This is a genomic window from Streptomyces sp. NPDC091271 (assembly GCF_044757505.1).
In the GTDB taxonomy this organism is placed as follows: domain Bacteria; phylum Actinomycetota; class Actinomycetes; order Streptomycetales; family Streptomycetaceae; genus Streptomyces.
This window is the reverse complement of the sequence record NZ_JBIVVD010000005.1, coordinates 351,383-377,764: the sequence shown is the minus strand read 5'-3', so window position 1 is coordinate 377,764 and position 26,382 is coordinate 351,383. Positions and strand designations below refer to the sequence as shown.

Sequence of the window (26,382 nt, the reverse complement as noted above, 5' to 3'; positions counted from 1 at the left end):
AGGGGCGCGGCGCCAGGACCGCCGGCACGGGGCGGCGGAACGGCGTGGCACCCCGGACGTAACGGGGGCGCACGACGCGGAGCTCCGGGACCACGGGGGACAGCACGGGGGTCACGGGGGAGGGCTTCGCGGCGGAACGGGACGCCGGTCCGGTGGAATTCGGGGGGATCGAATTCCACCGGACCGGCGTTTTTTCTGTGCGCGGGCCGCCTCAGCGGCCGCTGACCCGGCCGTGCAGCAGCAGGGACAACGCGGAGTGCACGTCGTCGATCGTCCGCTCGGGCTGGAACGCCTGCCAGTCGAGAGCCGCCACCAGGACCATCCCGACCAGTGCGGCGGCCGTCAGCTGGATGTCGATCTCCTCGCTGAGCTCGCCGCCCGCGACGCCGTCGCGGAGCACCTGCTCGACGACGGCCACGGCCTCCTGGCGCACCACCAGGAGGGTCGACTGCCAGGCACGGTTGGTGCGCCAGAGCTCGGCGACGTACAGCTGGGTGAAGGCCGGGTAGCGGTCGATGAAGACCAGACCGGCCCTGATCATCGCGTCCAGCGCCTCCACACGGGTGCCGCCCTCCGCCTCCGCCGAGTCGGCGGCCGAACGCAGCGACTGGGTGAGCAGGCCGACGCCGTGCCGCAGCAGCTCCTCGAAGAGCTCGGTCTTGCTCTTGAAGTTGTAGTAGACCGTGCCCTTGGCCACCCCGGCGCGCTCGGCGATCTCGTCGACCGTCGTCGCGGAGAACCCCTTTTCCGCGATGAGGGTCACCGCCGCCTCGTAGAGCTTCTGCCGGGTGACCTGTCGGCGCGTGGTGCCACTGCTGTCCATGCCCTTGATTCTCACAGGTCCCGGCGTGGTCACAGACTCAGTTCCGGGTGCAGCCGGTCCAGGGTCCACACCTGCTTGCGGCGGGCGGACAGGGCGGTCAGCGCCAGAGCACCCGCGGTGAAGGCCAGCAGCACGGCGCAGCCCTGCCAGACGGGGCCGAGCCCGCCGCCCGTGATCAGCCGGCGCAGCCCGTCCACGACGTAGGTCATCGGCAGGTAGGGGTGGATCGCCCCGAAGAACCCAGGACTGGTCTGGACGGGATAAGTGCCCCCGGCCGAGGTCAGCTGCAGCATCAGCACCGCCAGGACGAGGATCCGGCCCGCCGCGCCGAAGCGGGCGTTGAGCCACTGCACGATCGCTGCGAAGCAGCAGGTCACCAGGGCCAGGAAGCCGATCGTCCCGGCCGCGTGCGCCATCTGGAGACCGAGCTGCCAGTGCAGCACCGACATCAGGGCGGCGACCTGGAGCAGGCCTGTCGCGGCGACGGGCAGCCAGCCCGCGAAGGCGATCCGCCAGGCCGGCGCCCCGGCCGCGAGCGCCCGCCGGTTGAGCGGCTGGATCAGCATGTACGCCACCATCGCGCCCACCCACAGCGAGAGCGGGATGAAGTACGGGGCGAAGCCGGTGCCGTAGTTGGGCGCCGCGTGCAGCGAGGAGGAGGCCAGCTGCACGGGGTCGGCCATGACCCCGGTACGGGCGTCGCGGTCCTTCTTGTCGTAGTCGGGGATCTTGCCCACGCCGTCGTTCAGCCCCTGGGCGAGCGTCGAGGATCCGTCACCCAGCCGGTACAGCCCGCTGTCCAGGGTCGTGGCGCCCGTCTTGAGCTTCTTGACGCCGGCGTCCAGGTCCCCGGCGCCCTTCCGGGCGGTCCCGAGACCCGTGTGGAGCGTGTCGGCGCCCTTGGCGACCTTGTGCGCTCCCGTGTTGAGCGCGTTGATCTTCTTCACGGCGGACTCCAGGTCCGAGTCCAGGTTCGGCGAGCGCTTCGCCAGGGCCTCCGCCTGCTTCTCCAGGGTGGTCAGTTGTTTCCGCAGCTTCGCCAGGTCGCCCTTCTGGTTCTTGACCAGGGCGTTCACGTCGTCGGAGACCTTCGCGACGTCCTCGGCCGCGGTCTTGGCGCGCTTCAGCTGCGGGCAGACCCCGGGGTCGGGCAGCGGCTGGTCCTCGCAGCGGTCGCGGTAGACCTCGGTCAGGTCGTCGGAGGCCGTGTGGGCGGCGGCCGAGGCGGTGGGCGCCGCTTCGGCCAGCAGGTCGAGGTTGTCGCGCACTGCCTTTGAGGAGTCGGCGACCAGCCGGGCGGCGTCGCCGATGGCCTTGCCGTTGTCCTTCAGGAAGGGGCGTACGTCCTCGGCGACCGCGTTGGCCTTGTCGGCGAGCAGCTGCGTGCCTCCGGCGACCTGCCGGGACCCCGTCTCGAGGTCGTCGGCGCCCTTGTCCAGCTTGGTGACACCTGTGGAGAGCGTGCCGCTGCCCGACTTGGCGTCCTTGAGGCCGTCGGCGAGGTCCTTGGAGCCCTTCTTCGCCTTCGTGAGGCCGCTCTCGAGGTCGTCGGCCCCCTTGGCCGCCTTCGCGGTCGCGTCGTGCAGACCCGAGAAGTTGATGAAGATCCGGTCCAGGAAGCCGCGCGAGGCCTTGGCCGACGCGGCGCTGCGGACCTCGGCGAAGACCGTCCTGGAGATCTGCCCGACGATGTAGTTGTTGGCGTCGTTCGTGCGCACCCGCAGGGCGCCGGTGCCGGGGGAGTCCCCGGAGCTCGAGGCGATCCGCTCGCTGAAGTCCGACGGCATCGTCAGTGAGAGGTAGTACGTCCCGTCCTCGACGCCCCTCTCCGCCTGGGCGGAGCCGACCCGGTGCCAGTCGAAGACCTTCGAGTCGAGCAGCCTGCCGGTGATCTCGTCACCGGCCGCGAGATGTTCGCCGCCGGTGTCCGTCCCCTTGTCCTCGTTGACGAGCGCCACGGGGATGCGGTCGAGCCGCCCGTACGGGTCCCAGAACGACCAGAGGTAGAGCGCTCCGTACAGCAGGGGCAGCAGGAGCAGCGCCACGAGTGCGGCGCGCGGCATCCGGCCCCTCCCGAACCGCCGCAGCTCAAGCGCGGCCAGTCTCGGCGATCGCATCGGCCGTGTCCTTCCCGGTCGTCGTGTCGTCGGGCATGTCCGCTCCGGCCTCCGGGCGGGTGCGCACGGTGAGCGCGTCCTCCGGGGACTCGCTGCACACGGCCAGCACGGTGGTTCCGCCGGCCGCGAGAGTGCGCAGCAGCTCCCAGGCCAGGGCGCGGTCCGTGGCGGAGAGTTTGAGGTCCGTGTCGTCGACGGCGAGGAGCCGCGGGCGGCTCATCAGGGCGAGGGCGACGGACAGGCGCAGGGCCTCCAGGCGCTCCAGGTCGCGCACGGAGGTCCGTTCGGCCTTGGGCAGCACCGCGAGGTCGAGCCCCGCGGCCTCGAGTGCGGAGTCGATCGACGCCCGCGCCGTGGCGGCGCGATCGGCGCGGGGCCGCAGCAGGGCGCGCGGCGAACCGCCGAAGCGGCGCCGCAGCAGGGCCCGTTCCCGCAGGTGCTCGGCCACGGTGAGGGAAGGGTCCAGGTCGTTGACCCCGGGGACCGGGCCGAGGGCACTGAAGCGCCGCACGGCGGCGAGCCGTCCGGGCAGACGTTCACCCCCGACCTCGGCGTGCCCCCGCGTGGAACGCATCCGGCCGGTGAGGGCCAGCAGGAGACAGGTACGGCCGGAGCCGGAGGGCCCTTCCACCGCGACGAGCGATCCGGGACCGGCGGTGAACTCCACTCCCCGGAAGGCCCAGCCGCGCGGACCCTTCAGCCCGAAGTCCTCGGCGTTCAGAGACGCCCCGTGCGGGCTGTCCACGACCTCACCCCCATTTTGCACTGACTGGTCAGTGCAAAAAACTAGCCCGAACTCGTGCGCGAAGCAAAGTGCCTGGTCAGAGGTGCGATCTGAGGGGTTGTCAGTGGGGGCCGTCACGATGGGTACATACGGCCACGGAGCCGTCACACGACGACAGGAGGTTCGTCATGGCCAGCTCGTCCGCAGCCGCCGCCCCGCGGCGCCGCGCAGGCAGCCCTGCCCCCTCACTGACCGGTCCGGCAACCGACGTCCACCCCGTTCTGCGCCGCACCACGGCGCCACCCGCCGCTCTCGATCTGCTCGCCCAGGCCCACGCCGGCCTGGACGAGGCCGCCGTACTCGACGTGCCCAACGAGCGGTACGCCACCGCCCACCTCGCCGCGCTGCGCACCGCGGCCGCCGTGCTCGCCGCTCGCGGGCGGCCCGAGACCGGCAGGCGCCGCAGGGAGCGGATCCGCAGCGCCTGGGAGGTCCTTCCGGACATCGCGCCGGAACTCACCGAGTGGAGCGCCCTGTTCGCCTCCGGAGCCCCGCGCAGGGCCCGGGCGGAGGCGGGCATACCCGGCGCGGCCACCAGCCGCGACGCCGACGACCTACTGCGCGACGCGGCCATGTTCCTGCGCCTGGTCGAGCGGATGCTGGTCCTCCAGCCCGTCCTGCCGCAGCCCCGGCGGGACGGCTCCGATCAGCGGCCCGACGCGGGATGACCGCGCCGGCGGTGCGAGGCAATAGGGTGGAGAGCACCCGTACCACCTGCACTGTTCACGCTCCGCCGTCCGTGGCGGCACCGTGCCGAGGAGTCAACTGCCGTGTCGGACCAGCTGCGCCCCCGCGCCTCCCTCCGTACCGCCGTGGTCTGGGAGGTCCTCAAGGACGCCCTTGAGCGCCGGGTCAAGGCGACCGGCAGGGAAGCCCTGGACGTGCTGGACACCGGCGGCGGCACCGGCAATTTCGCCGTGCCCGTCGCCCGCCTCGGCCACCGCGTCACCGTCGTCGACCCCAGCCCGAACGCCCTCTTCGCGCTGGAGCGCCGTGCCGACGAGGCCGGTGTCGCCGACCGCGTCCGAGGCGTCCAGGGCGACATCCTCGGCCTCTTCGAGGTGGTGGACCGTGCCGGTTACGACGCGGTCCTCTGCCACGGCGTCCTGGAGTACGTGGACGACCCCGCCGAGGGCGTCCGCAACGCGGTCGACGCGCTCCGCCCGTCCGGCGCCCTCAGCCTGCTCGGCGCCGGCCTCGGCGGTGCCGTCCTGGCCCGGGCGCTCGCGGGCCACTTCGCCGAGGCCCGGCAGGCGCTGACGGACCCCGCCGGGCGCTGGGGCGACGGCGACCCCGTGCCCCGCAGGTTCACCGCCGACCAGCTGACCGGACTGGTCGCCGCCGCAGGCGTCGAGGTCGGCGCGGTCCACGGCGTACGGGTCTTCGGCGACCTCGTGCCGGGCGTCCTCGTGGACACCGAACCGGGCGCGATGGAGGAGCTCCTCAGGCTGGAGGCGGCCGTCGCGGAACTGCCGGCCTTCCACTCGGTGGCGACCCAGCTGCACGTTCTGGGGGAGAAGCGCGCCTGAGCAGCGACGGTGACACTGCCGGAGTACAGCCGCGAAAGCGGCGGGAGCACGGCTGATCAGCAACGCAGCTGCAGACGGAGTACTGCCGGGAACACCCGATCGGGCCGCGAGCCCCGTATGATCGGGTGACACCATCCGGCATGACGGATCGGAGGTCGGGGAATCTACGCCTCAGCAGCCGAGCCGAAATGGCGGTCCGGACTGGCTATGGCTAGAGGGCGGGTTTCACGGGGGCGAATCCCTGCCTATCCTGGAAGGGCCGCATACCGGTCGCCCCCGCGGCCGACGACGAGGAGGACTCCGTGCCGCTCTCGGAGCACGAGCAGCGAATGCTCGAGCAGATGGAGCGAGCGCTGTACGCCGAAGATCCCAAGTTCGCTACAGCGCTTGAGGGAAGCGGGCTGCGCAGGTACACCCGGCGACGGGTCTACCAGGCGGTAGCCGGTTTTCTGGTGGGTATCGCGCTCCTCATGGCCGGAATGGTTTTCCAGCAGACCTGGGTCAGCGTGGCGGGGTTCCTCGTCATGCTGGGCTGTGCCGTGCTGGCGGTCACCGGATGGCGCAAGGCGCCGAAGCCCGGTGAGCAGCAGCCGGCGGGAAGCGCGAGCGGGGGCGGAGGCGAACGCCGACATCCCAGGCAGCGCCGGTCGATGATGAACCGGATCGAACAGAGGTGGCAGCGCCGCCGCGACGAACAGGGCCAGTGAGCTTTCCGCTTCCCGGCCGGCGGCGGGCAGCCACCGGCACCGGACGCGGTCCGCGCACACCGAGAACTTGACGCTGGACCTCACACGTGAGGGGCGGTCGCTTCGCAGCGACCGCCCCTCACGCGTTTCCCGCTGTGCCGGGGCCCACAACGGTCCCCGGCCCTGGAGCCGGGGCCGGCTGGCCGCCGGCCCCGGCTCCAGGGGATCAGCCCTGCTGCCGCGACGGGCGGCGCAGCCGCGCCGCCCAGCGGTCGCGTCCCGCGCGCTCCGACCACCGGCGGCCGAACTCCGTCCGGCGTTCCGAGAGCGCCCAGATCACCCGGACGGCGGAACGGGGCGCGAGCGTCGCCCGCACCTTCGCCCACCGGCCGGCCGAGGCCCACAGCCCGGCCCGGACGGCCCGCACATCCTCGGCCGGCGCGGAGGTGGCGCCCGGCTCGGGCGCGTACAGCACCTGCTCCACCGCCCCCGCCACCCGGTGGACCGCGGCGGCCGCCTGCCCGTCGAGGTGCCCCAGCCGTACGACGCGCGCCGCAGCCTTCCGAGGGGTCTGCGACTCGTCCGGCGGAATGCCGTGGTCCCAGGCCGAATCGGTGATCTCCCACCAGGCGGCCATCACCCTGGCCGCCGCGTCAGCGGCCGTACGCCCTCCTGACGAGCCGAGCCTCCGGCCACGAGCCCGAATCCGCCAGAGCATCGGCAGCAGCGGGAGGGTCAGCGCCACCAGGGCGCCGATCACCCACAGCGCCACCGTGCCGGCCGGGGTCCCGGGGCCGGCGGAGTCCATCGCGCCGGGGGCCGTGGACGCACCGCACTCACCCTGCTGACGCATCTGCGCGGGGCAGGACTCCGTGGCGGAGGGGGCTGCCGTGGGCGCCGTGGAGGCACCATCCGTGGGCAGCGCCGGATCGCTGGGATCCTGCGAAGGAGCGTCCGGCAGGGTGTACGCCGGGGTGGTGCCGCGGGACGGTGTCGGCTCGAAGCGGGTCCAGCCCACGCCCTCGAAATACAGCTCGGGCCAGGCGTGCGCGTCCCGCAGCCCGACCGAGACCGAACCGTCGGCCTGGACCGTGCCGGGCGTGAATCCCACCGCGACCCGGGCCGGGATGCCCAGGGTCCTGGCCATGGCGGCCATCGTGAAGGAGAAGTGGACGCAGAAGCCCTCCTTGTCCTTCAGGAAGCGCTCGATCGCCGCGTTTCCGGTACCCGAGGCCACCGTCGTGTCGTAGCGGAAACCGCCCTCCGAGGCGAACCAGTCCTGCAGCTTCACCGCCCGCTCGTAGTCGTTGGCGGCGCCCGCGGTCACCCGCTGGGCGGTCTCCTCGACCACATCGGGCAACGACGCGGGTACCCGCGTGTACTCACGGGCCAGGTCCGAACGCGGTTCCATCGCCGAGGCGAGCTGCGTGGCCGTCGGCTCCACCACCAGACTGCTGACCTCGTACCGGGCGCCGCGCGTCGTCTGGCCGTCGTCGCCGACGAGGGTGCGCCCCTCGGGCTCGTACCGCCAGCGGCCCTGGATGTCCACCTCGCTCGCCGGGTAGGGGAGCGGCAGATACGTCTGCTGGTACGAGCGCGACGCCGAGATGTTCGTCCGGATCTCGGTGACGGCGACACCCCCGTCCAGACCGGCCGGCTGCGGCAGCCTGGCCGGGACGTCCCTCAGCCGGCGGGTCGACGGACGCCACTCACTGCCGTTGAACTGGTCCAGAGCCAGGATGCGCAGATAGAAGTCCTGCGGGTCCTCCGAGTTGGTGCGGTACGACATCACCTCCCGGTTCTCCGGCTGATTGAGATTGTTCTGCAGCGAGACCAGCGGGTTCACCGCGGAGATCGTGCCGCCGCCGCTCCCGCTGCCCGACCCGCCGCCCGTGCCGCCCAGGAGCCCGCCGTCGAGCGCGGGCAGGGCCGCGGGCACGGCCAGCGCGATGCCCAGCGCCACCACGCCGATCCGCCGCCCCGTACGGACCGACGCCACGGCACGCCCGGATCCGTCCAGGCCGGCCGCCAGACCGCCCGACGTCCGGGACACACCGCCGAACACCCGTCCCCACCGGGACAGCCGGTCCCGGCCCTCGGCCAGCAGGAGAAGCAGATAGCCGCACGCCGCGAGCAGGAACCAGAGCCAGCCCGCCCCGCCGTCGGAGAGCCCGGCCGCGACCGAGTAGAGGGCGAGCAGCGGCAGACCGGCCGGCGCCGCGGCGCGGACGGTCACCGCGAGGATGTCCACGGTGAGCCCGATCAGCAGCACGCCGCCGATCAGCATCAGCCGGATGCCGTCCGTCGCCGGGGCGGGAATGGCGTACCTGTTGACGTCGTCGGCGCCCAGGGTCAGCAGCTCGGCGAGCCGCTGGACCGCCTGGGGCCCGGGCACCACGCCGAACAGGGCGATTTCCCTGGCGAACGCCACGGTCAGGGCCAGCAGGGTCACGAGCGCCTGGAGGGAGACCGTGAGGATCGGAGCCACGCGCATCCGCCGGGCGAGCACGCCCACACCGCTCTGGAGGGCCAGCATGAACGCGGCCTGCAGGACCCACTTCGACGTCTCGACCAGCGGCAGCAAAGAGCCCGCCGCCAGCATCGTGGCGGCGAAGGCGCACAGCGCCAGCCGGGTACGCCCGCTCATGACCAACTCCCGGGGAGCCCCGTCGTCTTTCCGGCCGCGGGCGACCGGTCGCCCGAGCCCTCCTGGCCCGCCTGCTGCCACAGCTGGGCGAGCTCCGCACCGGGTGGCACCACCATCGCCGTCCATCCCGCCTCGCGCAGCAGCCGCAAGCGCTCGGAGACCGGTGCCGGCGGCACGGCTTCCGTGCCGCGCGCCCAGTCGTCGCCGTCCAGCACGAATGCGACGGCCCCCCGGCTGCGCTGACGCATCCTGGCCGCCACCGCCGTCTGCTCCTCGTCGAGATCGCCGAAGAACGCCACCAGCAGCCCTTCGTTGCCCCCGCGCAGCACGTCGTACGCCCGGGAGAGACCGCCCCCGTCGGAGTGGTCGACGACCGCGAGGGTGTCCATCATCAGACCCGCCGAGTCCGCTGACTCCTGGGTCGATCCGGCGAAGCCGTCCGCGCTCTCACCCGGCACGGAGCTCCCCTCATCCGTGAGCAGCCGCACCGCGTAGCCCCGCTCCAGCATGTGCACCAGCGCGGACGCCGCCCCGGACACCGCCCATTCGAAGGCCGATCCGGGGCCGGCCCCTTGATAGGCGATCCGCCGGGTGTCCAGCAGCACCGTGCACCTCGCGCGCTGCGGCTGTTCCTCGCGCCGCACCATCAGCTCGCCGTAGCGTGCGGTGGAGCGCCAGTGCACCCGGCGCAGGTCGTCGCCGTGGCGGTAGCCGCGCGGAATGATGTCGTCCTCGCCGGCCAGCGCCAGCGAACGCTGCCTGCCGTCGCCGTACCCGGAGGTCGCCCCGGCCAGCCGGAGCGGCGGAAGAGGCTCCGTGCGGGGGATGACCACGAGGGTGTCGTAGGCGCTGAAGGAGCGCGTCAGCTCGCACATCCCGAACGGATCGCTCAGCTGCAGCTGCAGCGGCCCCAGCGGGTAGCGCCCGCGCAGGTCGGAGCGGACCCGGTAGGACACCTCCCGCACGCCGCCCGGCTCCACCCGGTCCAGCACGAAGCGGGGCCGGGGGCCGAGGACGTACGGAACGCGGTCCTGGAGCATGAGCAGGCCCGTGTGCAGGCGGGACACGTTGTCCATGCGCAGATGGACCCGCGTCTCCGATCCCGCCGGCACCCGGGACGGGGACAGCCGGCGGCTGCCGGCCACCCGGTAGCGGGTGCGGTAGAGGACGGTGACGCAGACCAGCGGCAGCACCGCCAGCAGCAGGCCCACCCGGAGCAGGTCGCCCTGACCCAGCACATAGGCGCAGACCGCCGCCGCCACGCCGGCGGCCAGGAAGGACCGCCCCCGCGTCGTGAGTCCGCCGAGAGCCGCCCGCAGGCCGCCCTTGTCGTCGCTGTCGTCCACGGGGCCGGGCGCCCCGGACGTCATCACAGCCGCCGTGCGCCGGGCTGGCCGTACACCGGGGTGCCCGGATGGTGCTGGGGCTGCGCGGGGGCTGCCGTGCCGCCCGAGGTCGGCACCGGGGTGCGCTGCAGGATGTCGAGCACGACCTGCTCGGCCGTACGGCGGTTGAGCTGCGCCTGGGCGGTCGGCAGCAGCCGGTGGGCGAGCACCGCGACCGCGAGGGCCTGGACGTCGTCCGGCAGGGCGTAGTCCCGCCCGCTCAGCGCGGCCGACGCCTTGGCGGCGCGCAGCAGATGCAGGGTCGCGCGCGGCGAGGCCCCGAGTCTGAGGTCCGGGTGCTGGCGGGTGGCCGCCACCAGCTGCACGGCGTAGCGCCGGACGGATTCGGCCACATGGACCGTGCGCACCGCGTCGATCAGCTTCACGATGTCGTGGGCATGGGCCACCGGCTGCAGGTCGTCCAGCGGGGAGGCCCCGCCGTGCACGTCGAGCATCTGGAGCTCGGCCTCGGCGCTCGGGTAACCGATCGACACCCGGGCCATGAAGCGGTCGCGCTGCGCCTCGGGCAGGGGGTAGGTCCCCTCCATCTCCACCGGGTTCTGGGTGGCCACGACCATGAAGGGGTCGGGCAGCTCGTAGGTGTGCCCGTCGATCGTGACCTGGCGTTCCTCCATCGACTCCAGCAGGGCCGACTGGGTCTTGGGCGACGCGCGGTTGATCTCGTCGCCGATCACGATCTGGGCGAAGATCGCGCCCGGCTTGAACTCGAAGTCCCGACGCTGCTGATCGAAGATCGAGACCCCGGTGATGTCCGAGGGCAGCAGGTCCGGCGTGAACTGGATACGCCGCACCGAACAGTCGATGGACCGTGCCAGGGCCTTGGCCAGCATCGTCTTGCCGACCCCGGGCACATCCTCGATCAGGAGATGCCCCTCGGCGAGCAGCACGGTCAGAGAGAGCCGTACGACCTCAGGCTTGCCCTCGATCACACCCTCGACCGACCTGCGTACCGCTTCCGCTGTGGTGGTCAGATCTGTGAGGCTCGCTCGATCGTCATAGGTCGTCACCCGGCCCTCCTCGGCCCTTTGTGCACGGGCCGACGCACAAAGCTGCCCGGCCCACCCCGAAATACGGACACTCTCCGGAGGACCCGGAGAGATGTCACACCCGCATTCTTGTTGCCGTTACCGCTTCGTGTCACTCGCCTGTGGACAAGTGGGGGTGAAATGCCGGATGTGGTCCGTATGTCGAGGCGTTCAGGAGGCGGGGAGGATCTCGCGCAGCGAGCCGGTGGTCACGTCGAAGACGAAGCCGCGGACGTCGTCCGTGTGCAGGAGGAACGGAGAGGTGCGCACGCGCTGCATCGACTGCCGTACGTCCTGGTCGGCGTCCGTGTAGGCCTCCACCGCCCAGGCCGGGCGCTGTCCGACCTCGAACTCCAGATCCTTCCGGAACTCCTCGGTGATCGACTCCATGCCGCAGTTCGTGTGGTGGATGAGCACGACGCTACGGGTGCCGAGCGCTCGCTGGCTGATCGTCAGCGACCGGATGACGTCGTCGGTGACGACGCCGCCCGCGTTACGGATGGTGTGGCAGTCGCCCAGTTCCAGGCCCAGCGCGGCGTGGAGGTCGAGGCGGGCGTCCATGCAGGCGACCACGGCGACCTGCAGTACGGGCCGCGCGTCCATGCCCGGGTCGCTGAACTCCTCCGCGTAACGCGTGTTCAGTTCGACCAGGCGGTCGGTGACTGTCCCTCCGGAACGGGCGGCGGAGGATGAAGGGGAATCGGTCTGGGCGGAAGACTGCGCAGAAGTCGACATAGCTATGACGTTAGCGTTCGAGACTGCGCATGGCGTGCTGAGGAAGGGGACAAAAAACGTCAACGTGGCTTGTTGTGAGGTAACCCACAAGCCTCACCGTCAGGCACCCGGCCGGGTGAGGTTCCCGGTCCGTCGCGGCGGTGCGACGCGCTGCGCGGTTCGTTGATCGGGAATGGATCGAATGGCAGGGTGGACTAAAGTGACGCGAAGTTACCGACACGCCTGCACATTCTGCATATTTTTACATGTTTCGAGTTCCCCGTGATGTGCGGCGTACATGCGGTCCGGCCCTCTCCCGCCCGTCGGCCGGCCGACGCCTCCTTCCCCGGCGCCGGCCGACCTCCCCTTCCGGGCGGGTGGGGACCAGGCCGTATGTGCGGCCACACGGGACATAGCCTGAGAGGGCGCTTTGAGCCAGACCCGACACGTCCCGGTGATGCTCCAGCGATGCCTGGACCTGTTGGCCCCGGCTCTGGAGGCGACGGGACCGCGGCCCCCGGTCGTCGTCGACTGCACCCTCGGGCTCGGTGGGCACAGCGAGGCCCTGCTCGCCGCCTTCCCCGAGGTCCGGCTGGTCGCCCTCGACCGGGACAAGGAAGCGCTGCGGCTCTCCGGCGAGCGCCTCGCCCCGTACGGCGACCGCGCCACGCTGGTGCACGCGGTCTACGACGAACTCCCCGAGGTCCTCGACCGGCTGGGGATCGCCAAGGTCCAGGGCGTGCTGTTCGACCTCGGTGTCTCCTCCATGCAGCTGGACGAGGCGGACCGCGGCTTCGCGTACGCCCAGGACGCGCCGCTCGACATGCGCATGGACCAGACGACCGGCATCGGCGCGGCCGAGGTGCTCAACACCTACCCGCCGGGTGAACTCGTGCGGATCCTGCGCGCGTACGGCGAGGAGAAGCAGGCCAAGCGCATCGTCTCCGCCGTCGTCCGCGAACGCGAGAAGGAACCCTTCAGCAACAGCGCCCGCCTCGTCGATCTGATCCGCGACTCCCTGCCGCAGGCCGCCAAGCGCACCGGCGGCAATCCGGCCAAGCGCACCTTCCAGGCCCTGCGCATCGAGGTGAACGGTGAACTCACCGTCCTGGAGCGGGCGATCCCGGCGGCGGTGCAGAGCCTCGCCGTCGGCGGCCGGATCGCCGTCCTCTCGTACCACTCGCTGGAGGACCGCCTCGTCAAGCAGGTCTTCGCCGCCGGCGCCGCCAACACGGCGCCGCCCGGACTGCCCGTGGTCCCCGAGCGCTACCAGCCCAGGCTGAAGCTGCTGACCCGCGGCGCCGAACTGCCCACCGAGGAAGAGGTCGCCGAGAACCGGCGTGCCGCCCCCGCCAGGCTGCGCGGCGCCCAGCGGATCCGCGAGGAGGAGCGATGAGCGGACCCCGCCGGGCCGGCCGGGCACGCACGAGGGCGGTGGCACCGCGGTGACCGGGACGGCCGAGCAGATGAAGGGGCGAGCCGGCCGGCTCGCCCGGCTGATGCCGTCGGGGCCGAGCAACGCTGCCCGCACCCCCTTCGTCCTGCTGGTCGTGCTGCTGCTGGCGGGTGGCCTGATCTCGCTCCTGCTGCTGAACTCGGCGCTCAATGAAGGATCGTTCAGGCTGAGCAAGCTGAAGCGGGAGACCACCGAGCTCACCGACGAGCAGCAGGCTCTCCAGAGGGACGTCGACAGCTACTCCGAACCCGACGCGCTGGAGCGCCGGGCCAGGGAGCTCGGCATGGTGCCCGGCGGCAGCCCCGCCTTCCTGGACCCGGACGGCACCGTTCGCGGAGAGCCCGAGCGGGCCACCGCGCAGCCTTCCCCCACGACGGTCCCCGAGCCGGAGGCGGGCGCGGCCGGAGCGGCCGCGCCCTCCGGCTCCGCGTCCCCCGCGACGCCGTCGACGGCCCCCGCCGCACCGGCCCCGAACACCCCGACCCCGCCCCCGACGAGCCCCGGCAGGTGACGCAGTGCCGTCCAAGGAACCGCCGCGCCGCCGTGTCCCCGGCCCCGCGCGCTCCCGTAACGCGGCCGGCGGACCGGGGCGTCCCCGGCCCGCCGACCGCCCTGACGCCCGGCGTCCACGGAGCCCGGCGGCCAGGAAGCGACGCGGCGGCTCCCCCCGGTCCATCCGGCTGGGCAGCCCGCGCCCCCGGCTGCGCCTGATCAGCCTCTGCCTGACCCTCGTCATGCTGGCGTTCGTCGTCCGGCTCCTCCAGGTCCAGGCCGTCGACGCCGACACGTACTCCGCCAAGGCCGAGAAGAACCGCTATCTGGAGTACACGATCGCCGCCGAACGCGGTGAGATCACCGACCGCAGCGGCATCGCCCTGGCCACCAGCGTCGACGCGCACGACATCACGGCCGACCCGAAGCTCTTCACACCCGAGGACAGCAAGGCCCCGGACGCGCCGCAGCAGGCGGCGGCCCTGCTCGCCCCGATCCTCGGCAAGGAAGAGGCGGACCTGGCCAAGAAGCTCTCCACACCCAAGAGCCGCTACACGGTGCTGGCACGGCGCCAGACCCCGCAGGTCTGGAAGCAGATCAAGGACCTCAAGTCCGTCTTCGCGGAGAAGGCGGCCGAGGACAAGGCGAAGGGCGGCCCCGGCGCCAACGTGCTGGCCGGAGTCCTTCAGGAGCCCACCACCAAGCGCGTGTACCCCAACGGCGACCTTGCCGCCGGGATACTGGGATTTGTCAACGCCGAGGGCAAGGGCGGCGGCGGACTGGAAGCACAGCTGAACAAGCAGCTCCAGGGCGAGGACGGCAAGATCCGCTACGCCCAGGCGGGCGGCCGGCCCGTGCCGACCGCAGGCTCCACGGAGATCCCGGCCGTCGCCGGCACCGACGTCGAGCTGACGATCGACCGCGACATCCAGTGGGCGGCCCAGCGCGCCATCGCCGACCAGGTCGAGGAGTCCAAGGCGGACCGCGGCTACGTGGTCGTCCAGAACACGAAGACCGGCGAGGTGCTGGCCATGGCCAACGCCCCCGGCTACGACCCCAACGACCTCGCGCAGAGCAACGCGGCCGCCCTGGGCAACGCCGCACTCCAGGACGTGTACGAACCCGGCTCCACCAGCAAGGTCATGTCCATGGCCGCAGTGCTGGAGGAGGGGGCGGCCACGCCCGGTACGCACGTCACCGTGCCGAACCGGCTGCACCGGGGCGACCGGCTCTTCCGGGACGACATCGACCACCCCACCTGGTACCTCACGCTCAACGGCGTACTCGCCAAGTCGAGCAACATCGGCACCATCCTGGCCACCGGGCAGCTCGGCAAGACCCAGGCCGAGGCCAACAAGGTCCTGTACTCCTACCTGCGCAAGTTCGGCATCGGCAGCACCACGGGGCTCGACTACCCGGGCGAGTCGCCCGGCATCATCGCCCACCCCAAGGACTGGTCGACCTCGCAGCAGTACACGATCCCGTTCGGCCAGGGACTCTCCCTCAACGCCATGCAGGCCGCCTCGGTCTACCAGACCATCGCCAACGGCGGGGTCCGGATCGAGCCGACCCTGGTCCGCGGGACCAAGGACGCGGACGACCGCTACACGGCGTCCGAAGCCCCGGAACGCACCCGGGTGGTCAGCGAGAAGACGGCCAGGACGCTGGCGAAGATGCTGGAGTCCGTGGTGGACGACGAGGAAGGCACCGGGGCCAAGGCCCACATCGAGGGCTACCGGGTCGCGGGCAAGACCGGCACGGCCAACCGTGTCGACCCCGTACGCGGCGTCTACAAGGGCTACACCGCGTCCTTCGCGGGGTTCGCCCCCGCCGACGATCCGCAGATCGCCGTCTACTGCGCCATCCAGAACCCCACCAAGGGCAGCTACTTCGGCGGCCAGATCTGTGGCCCGATCTACAAGAAGGTCATGGAGTTCGCCCTGAAGACCCTCCAGACCCCTCCCTCCGGCAGCGATCCCGCCCGGCTGCCGGTGTCCTTCAAGCCCGGCGAGTAACTCGGGGGAACCCTCAGTGACGACCATCACCCCTGATCCCGGGAACCGGAACGAGAAGTACCGCAACCCCGGCCCCTCACTTCGCGAGAGGCCGGGTCCGCCCGGTACGCTCACCGCCGTGCCCCACGCTGATCAGTGTCAAACCACTCAGAAGGACGCGCCTGTGACCTACCCGGGAGCGCCCCGACCGGACAGGCTCCGGCCCACGTCCCTCGGAGAGCTGGCCGCCAGGCTCGGTGCCGGACCGCAGGATTCCGGTGAGGTCACCGGAATCACCCACGACTCCCGGGCCGTGCGCCCCGGAGACGTGTACGCGGCCCTGCCCGGTGCCCGTTTCCACGGTGCAGACTTCGCCGCCCAGGCCGCGGGCCTCGGCGCGGCCGCGATCCTCACCGACCCGGCGGGCGCCGAGCGCGCCGCCGCCACCGGCCTCCCGGTCCTCGTCACCGAGGACCCGCGCGGCCGGATGGGCGACATCGCGGCCGAGATCTACGGACGGCCTGGCGTCGGCCTCCTCCAGATCGGCATCACCGGAACGTCCGGCAAGACCACCACGGCGTACCTCGTCGAGGGCGGGCTGCGCGGCGCCGGACGCAGCACCGGACTGATCGGCACCGTCGAGATGCGGATCGGCGACGAACGCATCAAGTCGGAGCGCACCACCCCCGAAGCCACCGACCTGCAGGCGCTGTTCGCCGTCATGCGCGAACGCGGGGTCGAGGCGGTCGCCATGGAGGTCTCCAGCCACGCCCTGGTGCTCGGCCGGGTCGACGGCTGCGTCTTCGACGTCGCCGTGTTCAACAACCTCAGCCCGGAGCACATGGAGTTCCACTCCGGCATGGAGGACTACTTCCAGGCCAAGGCGCAGCTGTTCACCCCGGAGCGCAGCAAGCTCGGCGTCGTCAACTTCGACGACGAGTACGGCCGCCGGCTGGTCGAGGAGGCGTCCGTCCCGGTCGTCACCTTCTCGGCGGAGGGCCACCCGGACGCCGAGTGGCGGGCCGAGGACGTCGAAGTCGGCCCCCGGGACAGCAGCTTCACCGTGATCGGCCCCAAGGACGAGCGCATCACCGCCAGGGCCCCGCTGCCCGGCCCGTTCAACGTCGCCAACACCCTCGCCGCGATCGTCACCCTGGCCGTCGCGGGCGTCGACCCGCAGACCGCGGCCGACGGCATCGCGGCCGTCCCCGGCGTACCGGGCCGGCTGGAACGCGTCGACGCCGGACAGCCGTACCTCGCGGTCGTCGACTACGCGCACAAGACCGATGCCGTCGAATCCGTCCTGCGCTCCCTGCGGAAGGTCACCGAGGGCCGGGTGCACATCGTGCTCGGCTGCGGCGGTGACCGCGACACGACGAAGCGCGGCGCGATGGGCGCCGCCGCGGCACGGCTCGCCGACACCGCCGTACTGACCTCCGACAACCCCCGCTCCGAGGACCCGCTCGCGATCCTCGCCGCGATGCTCTCCGGCGCGGCCGAGGTGCCCGTCCACGAGCGCGGCGACGTGCTCGTCGAGGCCGACCGGGCCGCGGCCATCGCCGCCGCGGTCGCCCGGGCCGAGCCCGACGACACCGTGCTCGTGGCCGGAAAGGGACACGAGCAGGGCCAGGACATCCACGGAGTGGTGCGCCCCTTCGACGACCGGAAGGTCCTGCGCGAGGCCATCGAACGCTCCCTGGGGCGCACGGGCGTCGCGCACGCCCCCGAGGACCGCGTACACACCCATGAGAACAACAGTCAGGGATGACCAAGTGATCGCCCTTTCCCTCGCCGAGATCGCCGGAATCGTCGGCGGGCAGCCGCACGACGTACCGGACGGCTCCGCCGTCGTCACCGGCCCCGTCGTCATCGACTCGCGGGAGGTGCTGCAGGGCTCCCTGTTCGCCGCGTTCGCGGGCGAGCGTGTCGACGGCCACGACTACGCGCAGCGTGCCGTCGAGGCGGGCGCGGTGGCCGTGCTGGCCGCCCGCCCCGTCGGTGCCCCGGCGATCGTCGTCGACGACGTCGTGGCCGCCCTCGGCGCCCTCGCCCGCGCCGTCGTGGAACGCCTCGGCACCACCGTCGTCGCGCTGACCGGCTCGGCCGGCAAGACGTCCACGAAGGACCTGATCGCCCAGCTGCTGGAGCGCAGGGCGCCCACGGTCTGGACGCCGGGCTCCCTCAACAACGAGATCGGTCTGCCGCTCACCGCGCTGCGCGCGACGGCGGAAACCCGCCATCTCGTGCTGGAGATGGGCGCGCGGGGCATCGGCCACATCCACTACCTCGCCGGCCTGACCCCGCCGAAGATCGGCCTGGTCCTCAACGTGGGCAGCGCCCACATCGGGGAGTTCGGCAGCCGCGAGGCGATCGCCCAGGCCAAGGGCGAGCTCGTCGAGGTCCTCCCGGAGGACGGCGCCGCGATCCTCAACGCCGACGACCCGCTCGTGCGGGCCATGGCGTCCCGCACAAAAGCGCGGGTGCTCCTCTTCGGAGAGGCCCCGGATGCGGACGTACGGGGAGAGAACGTGCGGCTCACGGACGACGGCCGCCCCGCTTTCGCGCTCCACACCCCGACCGGGTGCAGCGACGTGACCTTGCGCCTGTACGGTGAGCACCACGTGTCGAACGCGCTCGCCGCGGCCGCCGTCGCCCATGAGTTGGGCATGTCCGTGACCGAGATCGCCGATGCGCTCTCCGGGGCGGGCACCCTCTCCCGCTGGCGCATGGAGGTCACCGAGCGTCCGGACGGTGTGACGGTCGTCAATGACGCCTACAACGCGAACCCCGAATCCATGAAGGCCGCACTCCGTGCGCTGGCCGCCATGGGCAAGGCCCGACAGGCAGCCGGGGGGCGCACGTGGGCGGTGCTCGGTCAGATGGCCGAGCTCGGTGACGCGTCGCTCGCCGAGCACGACGCGGTCGGACGGCTCGCCGTCCGGCTCAACGTCAGCAAGCTCGTCGCTGTCGGGGGGACAGAAGCCTCCTGGCTGCAACTGGGCGCATATAACGAGGGTTCGTGGGGTGAGGAGTCGGTGCACGTGTCCGACGCACAGGCGGCCGTCGACCTGTTGCGCAGTGAACTGCGCCCGGGAGACGTCGTGCTGGTGAAGGCGTCCCGGTCGGTCGGCCTGGAGAAGGTCGCCCTGGCACTGCTGGAGACGACCGAGGGCGAGGTCGCCGTCCGATGAGGCAGATCCTCTTCGCGGGAGCCATAGGGCTCTTCCTGACCCTGGTCGGTACCCCGCTGCTGATCAAACTTCTGGCCCGCAAGGGCTACGGGCAGTTCATCCGGGACGACGGCCCGCGTACCCACGGCAGTAAACAGGGCACGCCCACCATGGGTGGCATCGCCTTCATCCTGGCCACGATCATCGCGTACGTCCTGGCGAAGGTGATCACCGGCGAGGAGATGCGCTTCTCAGGCGTCCTCGTCCTGTTCCTGATGGCCGGGATGGGCCTCGTCGGCTTCCTCGACGACTACATCAAGATCGTCAAGCAGCGTTCGCTGGGCCTGCGCGCCAAGGCGAAGATGGCCGGCCAGCTGATCGTCGGCATCGCCTTCGCGGTGCTCTCGCTCCAGTTCGCCGACCTCCGCGGCAACACCCCCGCATCGACCCGGCTCTCCTTCGTCGAGGACTTCGGCTGGTCCATCGGACCGGTGCTGTTCGTCGTCTGGGCCCTGTTCATGATTCTCGCCATGTCCAACGGCGTGAACCTGACGGACGGTCTGGACGGCCTGGCCACCGGCGCGTCGGTGATGGTCTTCGGCGCGTACACCTTCATCGGGCTGTGGCAGTTCCAGGAGTCCTGCGCCAACGCGACGACCCTCACCAACCCGGAGGCGTGTTTCGAGGTACGGGACCCACTCGACCTGGCCGTCGTCGCCTCGGCCCTGATGGGCGCCTGCTTCGGCTTCCTGTGGTGGAACACCTCGCCCGCCAAGATCTTCATGGGTGACACCGGTTCGCTCGCCCTCGGCGGAGCGCTTGCCGGTCTCGCGATCTGCTCCCGCACCGAGTTCCTGATGGCCATCCTCGGCGGTCTCTTCGTGATGATCACGATGTCGGTGGTCATCCAGGTCGGCTCGTTCAAGATGACCGGCAAGCGGGTCTTCCGCATGGCGCCGCTCCAGCACCACTTCGAACTCAAGGGGTGGTCCGAAGTCCTTGTCGTGGTCCGCTTCTGGATCATCCAGGGCATGTGCGTGATCGTCGGACTCGGCCTCTTCTACGCGGGATGGGCAGCCAAGAAGTGAACGACGTGGACTGGCAGGGCAAGCACGTCACGGTGGCCGGGCTCGGCGTCAGCGGTATCCCCGCGGCCCGCGCCCTGCACGAGCGGGGAGCTCTCGTCACCGTCGTCAACGACGGCGACGACGAGCGCTCCCGCGCCCAGGCCGCCGAGCTGGAGGCGCTCGGAGTCACCGTGCGCCTCGGCGACGGAGACACCCTGCCGGAGTCCACCGAGCTCGTGGTCACGGCCCCCGGCTGGAAGCCCGGCAAGCCGCTCTTCCGGGCGGCCGCCGAGGCCGGCGTCCCCGTCTGGGGCGACGTCGAACTCGCCTGGCGGCTGCGGGGCCCCGACGCCGCGCCCTGGCTCGCGGTCACCGGGACCAACGGCAAGACCACGACCGTGCGGATGCTCGCCTCGATCCTCGAGGCCGCCGGCCTGCGCACGGCCGCGGTCGGCAACATCGGGGTCTCCCTGCTGGACGCCGTGCTCGGCGACGAGACGTACGACGTACTCGCCGTCGAGCTCTCCAGCTACCAGCTCCACTGGGCGCCCTCGCTGCGCGCCCACTCGGGGGCCGTGCTCAACCTGGCTCCGGACCACCTCGACTGGCACGGCTCCATGGCCGATTACGCCGCCGACAAGGGCCGGATCTACGAGGGCAACAGCGTCGCCTGCGTCTACAACGCGCAGGACGCGGCGACGGAGGACCTCGTGCGCGAGGCCGACGTCGAGGAGGGCTGCCGGGCCATCGGGTTCACCCTCGGTACGCCGGGCCCCTCGCAGCTCGGGGTGGTCGACGGCATCCTGGTCGACCGGGCCTTCGTGGCCAACCGGCAGAAGCAGGCCCAGGAGCTCGCCGAGGTCGGCGACGTCAATCCGCCGGCCCCGCACAACATCGCCAACGCCCTGGCGGCGGCGGCCCTCGCCCGCGCCTTCGGCGTACCGCCGACGGCCGTGCGCGACGGGCTGCGGGCCTTCCGTCCCGACGCCCACCGCATCGAGCACGTCGCCGACGTCTCCGGGGTCGCGTACATCGACGACTCCAAGGCCACCAACACCCATGCCGCCGAGGCCTCCCTCGCGGCCTACGAGCCGATCGTCTGGATCGCCGGCGGCCTCGCCAAGGGCGCCACCTTCGACGAGCTGGTCAGGGGGGCCGCGAAGCGGCTGAGGGGCGTCGTGCTGATGGGCGCCGACCGGGCGCTGATCCGCGAAGCCCTGGCGCGACACGCCCCCGAGGTACCCGTGGTCGACCTCGACCGGACCGACACTGGGGCGATGTCCGCAGCGGTCCGCGAAGCGGCACGGCTGGCCCGGCACGGTGACACCGTCCTGCTGGCTCCGGCCTGTGCCTCGATGGACATGTTCGTCAACTACAACAAGCGGGGCGAGGCGTTCGCGGACGCGGTCCGCCAACTCGCCGACGAGAGCGCCTGACGGGCCCGGTCTCCGCGTCGTACTGTCCCGGAGGACCGGGAGGGTCCCGGGACCCGGCACGAGCAGCACCGCCGGGGCCGGGGCCCCGGGCGACAGCCCCGGGCACGAGCAGTGGAGGGGACAGCGACAATGCCGGCCGACGAGAGCTCAGCCGCGCGCGGAGCCGGCCGTTCACGGGCCACCGCCGCGATCAGCCGGGTGCTCATCCCGCCCCTGCTCGCCGGACCGCTGCCCGCGGGCCCCGGGTCGCTGACCGGGCTCGCCCTGCGGAGCCGGCCCGCCACAGGCCCCCGGCGGCCCCCCTCACCGCGTGGCGGGGGACCGTCGAGGTCCGGCGGCGGGCAGCCCCGGCCGCGCCGGGGTGCGGGGGTGCGGCGGACGTACGAGCGGGCACGACGGGCCTGGGACCGGCCTCTGACCGCGTACTACCTGATCCTCGGTGCCGGCATGCTCATCACCGTGCTCGGCCTCGTCATGGTCTACTCCGCCTCGATGATCAAGGCGCTGGAGCTGGCACGGCCCGGCACCTACTTCTTCCGCAAGCAGTTCCTCGCCGCCGTGATCGGGGCCGGACTGATGCTGCTGGCGTCCAGGATGCCCGTCAAACTCCACCGGGCGCTGGCCTACCCGCTGCTCATGGGCACGGTCTTCCTGATGGTGCTGGTCCAGGTGCCGGGGATAGGGATGTCGGTCAACGGCAACCAGAACTGGATCTATCTCGGCGGCCCCTTCCAGCTCCAGCCCAGCGAGTTCGGCAAGCTCGCCCTCATCCTCTGGGGCGCGGACCTGCTCGCCCGCAAACAGGACAAGCGGCTGCTGGCCCAGTGGAAGCACATGCTCGTGCCGCTCGTGCCGGTCGCCTTCATGCTGCTCGGACTGATCATGCTCGGCGGCGACATGGGCACCGCGATCATCCTCACCGCGATCCTCTTCGGCCTGCTCTGGCTGGCGGGCGCTCCCACCAGGCTCTTCGCCGGTGTGCTCGCCTTCGCGTGTCTCATCGGCTTCCTGCTCATCAAGACCAGCCCCAACCGGATGTCCCGGCTCGGCTGCATCGGAGCGTCCGAACCCGGTCCCGGCGACTCGTGCTGGCAGGCGGTGCACGGAATCTATGCTCTCGCCTCCGGCGGGTGGTTCGGTTCCGGCCTCGGTGCGAGTGTGGAAAAATGGGGTCAACTTCCCGAACCGCACACCGACTTCATCTTCGCCATCACCGGGGAGGAACTGGGCCTGGCGGGGACGCTGTCGGTACTGGCCCTCTTCGCGGCTCTAGGCTATGCGGGTATCCGCGTGGCCGGACGCACGGAGGACCCCTTCGTGAGGTACGCAGCGGGAGGCGTGACCACCTGGATCACGGCGCAGGCCGTGATCAACATCGGTGCGGTGCTCGGCCTGTTGCCGATCGCCGGTGTCCCGTTGCCGCTGTTCTCCTACGGGGGGTCCGCCCTGCTGCCGACCATGTTCGCTGTCGGGCTCCTGATCGCCTTCGCGCGAGAGGACCCGGCGGCGAGAGCGGCCCTGGCCATGCGGAGGCCCGGGGTCAGATGGAAGACGATGAGACGGCGCGTCATGAAGCGTCCGTCCGGAGAGCGGTGAATTTCGGTGCATGTCGTACTCGCCGGCGGGGGGACCGCCGGGCACATCGAGCCCGCGCTTGCCCTCGCAGACGCCCTGCGGAGGCAGGACCCGACCGTGGGAATCACTGCCCTCGGCACGGAGCGCGGACTCGAGACCAGGCTCGTACCCGAGCGGGGGTACGAACTGGCACTGATCCCTGCCGTACCGCTGCCGCGTAAGCCCACACCCGAGCTGATCACCGTCCCGGGGCGGCTGCGCGGCACCATCAAGGCCGCCGAGCAGATCCTGGAGCGCACCAAGGCGGACTGCGTGGTCGGCTTCGGCGGCTACGTCGCCCTGCCCGGCTACCTCGCGGCCAAGCGCGCCGGGGTGCCGATCGTCGTCCACGAGGCCAACGCCCGGCCGGGCCTGGCCAACAAGATCGGTTCGCGGTACGCCCACGGCGTCGCCGTCTCCACCCCGGACAGCAAGCTGCGCGGTGCCCGCTACATCGGCATCCCGCTGCGCCGCACCATCGCCACCCTCGACCGGGCCCGGGTCCGCCCGGAGGCGCGTGCCGCCTTCGGCCTCGACCCCAACCTGCCGACGCTGCTCGTCTCCGGCGGCTCGCAGGGCGCCCGCCACCTCAACGAGGTGGTGACACGAATCGCACCGCTGCTCCAGCGGTCCGGGATCCAGATCCTGCACGTGGTCGGCCCGAAGAACGAAATGCCGCGCATCGACAACATGCCGGGGATGCCGCCCTACATCCCGGTACCGTACGTGGACCGGATGGATCTCGCCTACGCCGCGGCCGACATGATGCTCTGCCGCGCGGGCGCGATGACCGTCGCCGAGCTCTCCGCCGTCGGGCTGCCCGCCGCCTACGTCCCGTTGCCGATCGGCAACGGCGAACAGCGGCTCAACGCCCAGCCGGTGGTCAACGCCGGTGGTGGTCTGCTGGTGGACGACGCGGCGCTCACCCCGGAATGGGTGCAGGGCAACGTCCTTCCGGTGCTCTCGGACCCGCACCGGCTGTACGAGATGTCCCGTGCCGCCGCGGAGTTCGGGCGACGGGACGCCGACGACCTGCTCGTCGGCATGGTGTACGAAGCGATTGCCGCACGCCGCAAGGCGTGAGGCGGTGCGGACCCGGGGCGCGCGCCCCGGGTCCGGCGAAGGAGCGAGCGTGGCCGGACCGACGACCGCCCAGCGCGGTGAGGCCGAGCGGGCCGACACCCCGGCCCGCCCGCCGCACATCGGCCCCCAGGGGCGAAGACTGACGGGCCGTACGCGGCTCGTCCTGGCCGCTGTCGGCCTCGTGCTGACCGCCGCCGCCACGGTCTGGGTGCTCTACGGCTCGTCCTGGCTGAGGCTGGAGCGGGTCACGACCACCGGCACGGACGTGCTCACGCGGAGCGAGGTGGAGGCCGCCGCGGCGGCCCCGGTCGGATCCCCGCTCATTTCCGTGGACACCGGGGCGATCGCGGACCGGTTGCGCCAGAAGTTGCCTCGTATCGACTCCGTGGATGTCGTACGGTCATGGCCACACGGTGTCGGCCTTAAGGTGACCGAACGGAAACCGGTCCTGTTGGTCGAAAAGGGCGCAAAGTTCATTGAAGTGGACGCAAAAGGCGTGCGCTTCGCAACCGTGGACAAAGCGCCGCCGCGTGTTCCGCTGCTCGAATTGACACCTGATCAGTCGGCGAGCCTGCGCCGCTTCGGCAGTGACCGTCTGCTGCGCGAAGCGGTCCGTGTCGCGGGGGACCTTCCGGGGCAGGTGGCCAGGGAGGCCAGGACGGTGCGGGTCACCTCGTACGACTCCACCGTCCTCGAACTGACCCGGGGGCGGACCGTGATGTGGGGCAGCAGTGAGGAAGGGCTCGTGAAGGCGCGGGTGCTCAGCGCTCTCATGAAAGCGTCTCCCAAAGCGGGACACTTCGACGTGAGCGCTCCCACCGCCCCTGCGGTGTCGAAGAGTTGACGCACGTTTGGCCTGGCCAGCCCCCTGGTTGGTCAGCGCTACGGGTGATCACATAGGGTGAAAAGAAAAACGGGAGGTTCGGCGTGTTCGTTGAACGTGCGCCACTTGTCGACTTAGTGTCCTGTTCGGAAGAGTCCAAGAAGCAGACACACTGGTAACCCTAAACTTCAAGGTTAGGGTTTGGGTCGGCGTCCGGACCGACCCAATCGGCATCCGTCGTCGCGGCGGGACTACCGCGAAGCGACGACACGTAACTCGAGGCGAGAGGCCTTCGACGTGGCAGCACCGCAGAACTACCTCGCAGTCATCAAGGTCATCGGTGTCGGCGGCGGTGGTGTCAATGCCATCAACCGAATGATCGAGGTCGGTCTCAAGGGCGTCGAGTTCATCGCGATCAACACCGATGCGCAAGCACTGTTGATGAGCGACGCCGACGTCAAGCTCGACGTCGGCCGTGAACTCACCCGTGGCCTCGGCGCCGGGGCGAACCCGGCCGTCGGTCGTAAGGCGGCAGAGGACCACCGTGAGGAGATCGAGGAGGTCCTCAAGGGGGCCGACATGGTCTTCGTCACCGCCGGAGAAGGCGGCGGCACCGGCACCGGCGGCGCACCCGTCGTCGCCAACATCGCGCGCTCGCTGGGCGCCCTGACGATCGGCGTGGTCACCCGCCCGTTCACATTCGAGGGCCGGCGGCGCGCGAACCAGGCGGAGGACGGCATCGCCGAGCTCCGCGAAGAGGTCGACACCCTCATCGTCATCCCCAACGACCGGCTGCTGTCCATCTCGGACCGCCAGGTCAGCGTGCTCGACGCGTTCAAGTCGGCCGACCAGGTGCTGCTCTCGGGTGTCCAGGGCATCACCGACCTCATCACCACCCCGGGCCTGATCAACCTCGACTTCGCCGACGTCAAGTCGGTCATGTCCGAGGCCGGATCGGCGCTCATGGGTATCGGCTCCGCCCGCGGCGACGACCGCGCGGTGGCCGCCGCGGAGATGGCGATCTCCTCGCCGCTCCTGGAGGCGTCCATCGACGGCGCCCGCGGCGTCCTGCTCTCGATCTCCGGCGGCAGCGACCTCGGTCTCTTCGAGATCAACGAGGCCGCCCAGCTGGTGAGCGAGGCGGCCCACCCCGAGGCGAACATCATCTTCGGCGCGGTCATCGACGACGCGCTGGGCGACGAGGTGCGGGTCACCGTCATCGCCGCGGGCTTCGACGGCGGACAGCCGCCGGCCCGCCGGGAGAACGTCCTCGGATCCAGTGCCGGCAAGCGCGAGGAGTCGACTCCGCCGGCCCGGACCGCCGAGCCGGCCCGTCAGACCGGCGGACTGGGCTCCGTGCCCCCGCGCGAGGAGCCCCAGACGCCGGCCGAGCCGGCGCCGGTGGCGAACGAGACCTCGCTGCCGCCGGTCACCCCGCCGCACGTCCCGACGGCCCGTCCCTACCAGGACAACCAGGCCGAAGAGCTGGACGTACCGGACTTCTTGAAGTGATAGG

21 protein-coding genes are annotated in these 26,382 nt (G+C 71.4%); 14 read left to right on the top strand and 7 right to left on the bottom strand.

The features are described from left to right. Nucleotides 1-211: 211 nt before the first annotated feature. Genes ACIQM3_RS22835 through ACIQM3_RS22825 form a run of 3 tightly spaced genes read right to left on the bottom strand, consistent with a single transcriptional unit; the run spans nucleotide 212 to nucleotide 3,685 of the window. Nucleotides 212-823, bottom strand: a complete 612-nt coding sequence (locus ACIQM3_RS22835; RefSeq protein ID WP_401627048.1) for a TetR/AcrR family transcriptional regulator — start codon at nucleotides 821-823, stop codon at nucleotides 212-214. Between the two features lie 29 nt (nucleotides 824-852). Continuing rightward, entirely contained in the window at nucleotides 853-2,940 is a 2,088-nt protein-coding gene (locus tag ACIQM3_RS22830; protein WP_401627046.1) for a YhgE/Pip family protein, read from the bottom strand. Beyond that, a complete protein-coding gene (locus tag ACIQM3_RS22825; protein WP_401627044.1) occupies nucleotides 2,912-3,685 on the bottom strand; it encodes an ATP-binding cassette domain-containing protein in 774 nt (257 codons plus the stop codon). Before ACIQM3_RS22825 ends, ACIQM3_RS22830 begins: the two co-directional genes overlap by 29 nt. A 167-nt stretch (nucleotides 3,686-3,852) precedes the next feature. Between ACIQM3_RS22825 and ACIQM3_RS22820 the strand changes: the two genes are divergently transcribed. The 3 genes from ACIQM3_RS22820 (at nucleotide 3,853) to ACIQM3_RS22810 (ending at nucleotide 5,960) form a co-directional block, all read left to right on the top strand. Next, the gene (locus tag ACIQM3_RS22820) at nucleotides 3,853-4,392 is read left to right on the top strand and encodes an SAV_6107 family HEPN domain-containing protein (RefSeq protein ID WP_393755675.1); all 540 of its coding nucleotides are present in this window, start codon (nucleotides 3,853-3,855) and stop codon (nucleotides 4,390-4,392) included. A gap of 102 nt (nucleotides 4,393-4,494) precedes the next feature. After that, a complete protein-coding gene (locus ACIQM3_RS22815) occupies nucleotides 4,495-5,253 on the top strand; it encodes a class I SAM-dependent methyltransferase (protein ID WP_401627042.1) in 759 nt (252 codons plus the stop codon). 302 nt (nucleotides 5,254-5,555) lie between these two features. Next, nucleotides 5,556-5,960, top strand: coding sequence for a DUF3040 domain-containing protein (locus tag ACIQM3_RS22810; RefSeq protein ID WP_033303312.1), 405 nt, complete (start codon nucleotides 5,556-5,558; stop codon nucleotides 5,958-5,960). 205 nt (nucleotides 5,961-6,165) lie between these two features. Here the strand turns inward: ACIQM3_RS22810 and ACIQM3_RS22805 are convergent, their stop codons facing one another. The 4 genes from ACIQM3_RS22805 to ACIQM3_RS22790 form a co-directional block, all read right to left on the bottom strand. Further along, nucleotides 6,166-8,586 (bottom strand): DUF3488 and DUF4129 domain-containing transglutaminase family protein, encoded by a 2,421-nt coding sequence (locus ACIQM3_RS22805; RefSeq protein ID WP_401627040.1) that lies wholly within the window; start codon nucleotides 8,584-8,586, stop codon nucleotides 6,166-6,168. Further along, entirely contained in the window at nucleotides 8,583-9,956 is a 1,374-nt protein-coding gene (locus tag ACIQM3_RS22800) for a DUF58 domain-containing protein (protein WP_401627039.1), read from the bottom strand. Before ACIQM3_RS22800 ends, ACIQM3_RS22805 begins: the two co-directional genes overlap by 4 nt. Next, the gene (locus ACIQM3_RS22795; RefSeq protein ID WP_401627037.1) at nucleotides 9,956-10,999 is read right to left on the bottom strand and encodes an AAA family ATPase; all 1,044 of its coding nucleotides are present in this window, start codon (nucleotides 10,997-10,999) and stop codon (nucleotides 9,956-9,958) included. The genes ACIQM3_RS22800 and ACIQM3_RS22795 overlap by 1 nt, the downstream gene beginning before the upstream one ends. Before the next feature lie 189 nt (nucleotides 11,000-11,188). Continuing rightward, nucleotides 11,189-11,752 (bottom strand): beta-class carbonic anhydrase, encoded by a 564-nt coding sequence (locus ACIQM3_RS22790; protein ID WP_401627035.1) that lies wholly within the window; start codon nucleotides 11,750-11,752, stop codon nucleotides 11,189-11,191. 409 nt (nucleotides 11,753-12,161) lie between these two features. On the opposite strand from ACIQM3_RS22790, the gene rsmH reads away from it, so the two are divergent. The 11 genes from rsmH to ftsZ all read left to right on the top strand — a co-directional run bounded on the left by rsmH (nucleotide 12,162) and on the right by ftsZ (nucleotide 26,378). Beyond that, on the top strand, nucleotides 12,162-13,127 hold the full coding sequence (gene rsmH / locus ACIQM3_RS22785; RefSeq protein WP_401627033.1) for a 16S rRNA (cytosine(1402)-N(4))-methyltransferase RsmH: 966 nt from the start codon (nucleotides 12,162-12,164) through the stop codon (nucleotides 13,125-13,127). 49 nt (nucleotides 13,128-13,176) lie between these two features. Continuing rightward, complete coding sequence (locus tag ACIQM3_RS22780) at nucleotides 13,177-13,698, top strand: septum formation initiator family protein (RefSeq protein ID WP_401627031.1); 522 nt, start codon at nucleotides 13,177-13,179, stop codon at nucleotides 13,696-13,698. 4 nt (nucleotides 13,699-13,702) lie between these two features. Continuing rightward, nucleotides 13,703-15,694 (top strand): penicillin-binding transpeptidase domain-containing protein, encoded by a 1,992-nt coding sequence (locus ACIQM3_RS22775; protein WP_401627030.1) that lies wholly within the window; start codon nucleotides 13,703-13,705, stop codon nucleotides 15,692-15,694. Between the two features lie 16 nt (nucleotides 15,695-15,710). After that, the gene (locus tag ACIQM3_RS22770) at nucleotides 15,711-17,441 is read left to right on the top strand and encodes a UDP-N-acetylmuramoyl-L-alanyl-D-glutamate--2,6-diaminopimelate ligase (RefSeq protein WP_401627029.1); all 1,731 of its coding nucleotides are present in this window, start codon (nucleotides 15,711-15,713) and stop codon (nucleotides 17,439-17,441) included. Between the two features lie 4 nt (nucleotides 17,442-17,445). Continuing rightward, nucleotides 17,446-18,864 carry a UDP-N-acetylmuramoyl-tripeptide--D-alanyl-D-alanine ligase gene (gene murF, locus ACIQM3_RS22765; RefSeq protein ID WP_401627028.1) on the top strand — a complete coding sequence of 473 codons (1,419 nt, stop codon included), beginning with the start codon at nucleotides 17,446-17,448 and terminating at the stop codon, nucleotides 18,862-18,864. Then, complete coding sequence (gene mraY, locus ACIQM3_RS22760; protein WP_401627026.1) at nucleotides 18,861-19,931, top strand: phospho-N-acetylmuramoyl-pentapeptide-transferase; 1,071 nt, start codon at nucleotides 18,861-18,863, stop codon at nucleotides 19,929-19,931. The genes murF and mraY overlap by 4 nt, the downstream gene beginning before the upstream one ends. Further along, on the top strand, nucleotides 19,913-21,346 hold the full coding sequence (gene murD, locus ACIQM3_RS22755; RefSeq protein WP_401627025.1) for a UDP-N-acetylmuramoyl-L-alanine--D-glutamate ligase: 1,434 nt from the start codon (nucleotides 19,913-19,915) through the stop codon (nucleotides 21,344-21,346). Before mraY ends, murD begins: the two co-directional genes overlap by 19 nt. A gap of 129 nt (nucleotides 21,347-21,475) precedes the next feature. Continuing rightward, the gene (gene ftsW / locus ACIQM3_RS22750) at nucleotides 21,476-22,942 is read left to right on the top strand and encodes a putative lipid II flippase FtsW (RefSeq protein WP_401627023.1); all 1,467 of its coding nucleotides are present in this window, start codon (nucleotides 21,476-21,478) and stop codon (nucleotides 22,940-22,942) included. A gap of 6 nt (nucleotides 22,943-22,948) precedes the next feature. Beyond that, a complete protein-coding gene (gene murG / locus ACIQM3_RS22745) occupies nucleotides 22,949-24,043 on the top strand; it encodes an undecaprenyldiphospho-muramoylpentapeptide beta-N-acetylglucosaminyltransferase (protein ID WP_401510424.1) in 1,095 nt (364 codons plus the stop codon). 49 nt (nucleotides 24,044-24,092) lie between these two features. Next, a complete protein-coding gene (locus ACIQM3_RS22740; RefSeq protein ID WP_401627021.1) occupies nucleotides 24,093-24,887 on the top strand; it encodes a cell division protein FtsQ/DivIB in 795 nt (264 codons plus the stop codon). Between the two features lie 276 nt (nucleotides 24,888-25,163). Further along, a complete protein-coding gene (gene ftsZ, locus ACIQM3_RS22735; RefSeq protein ID WP_401627019.1) occupies nucleotides 25,164-26,378 on the top strand; it encodes a cell division protein FtsZ in 1,215 nt (404 codons plus the stop codon). The last annotated feature ends 4 nt before the right edge of the window (nucleotides 26,379-26,382 follow it).

Bases quoted from the DNA above. Each gene is read 5' to 3' on its own strand.
- ACIQM3_RS22835 (WP_401627048.1), bottom strand. From the start codon at position 823: ATGGACAGCAGTGGCACCACGCGCCGACAGGTCACCCGGCAGAAGCTC.
- ACIQM3_RS22830 (WP_401627046.1), bottom strand. From the start codon at position 2,940: ATGCGATCGCCGAGACTGGCCGCGCTTGAGCTGCGGCGGTTCGGGAGG.
- ACIQM3_RS22820 (WP_393755675.1), top strand. From the start codon at position 3,853: ATGGCCAGCTCGTCCGCAGCCGCCGCCCCGCGGCGCCGCGCAGGCAGC.
- ACIQM3_RS22805 (WP_401627040.1), bottom strand. From the start codon at position 8,586: ATGAGCGGGCGTACCCGGCTGGCGCTGTGCGCCTTCGCCGCCACGATG.
- ACIQM3_RS22800 (WP_401627039.1), bottom strand. From the start codon at position 9,956: ATGACGTCCGGGGCGCCCGGCCCCGTGGACGACAGCGACGACAAGGGC.
- ACIQM3_RS22790 (WP_401627035.1), bottom strand. From the start codon at position 11,752: ATGTCGACTTCTGCGCAGTCTTCCGCCCAGACCGATTCCCCTTCATCC.
- mraY (WP_401627026.1), top strand. From the start codon at position 18,861: ATGAGGCAGATCCTCTTCGCGGGAGCCATAGGGCTCTTCCTGACCCTG.
- murD (WP_401627025.1), top strand. From the start codon at position 19,913: ATGGGCAGCCAAGAAGTGAACGACGTGGACTGGCAGGGCAAGCACGTC.
- ftsW (WP_401627023.1), top strand. From the start codon at position 21,476: ATGCCGGCCGACGAGAGCTCAGCCGCGCGCGGAGCCGGCCGTTCACGG.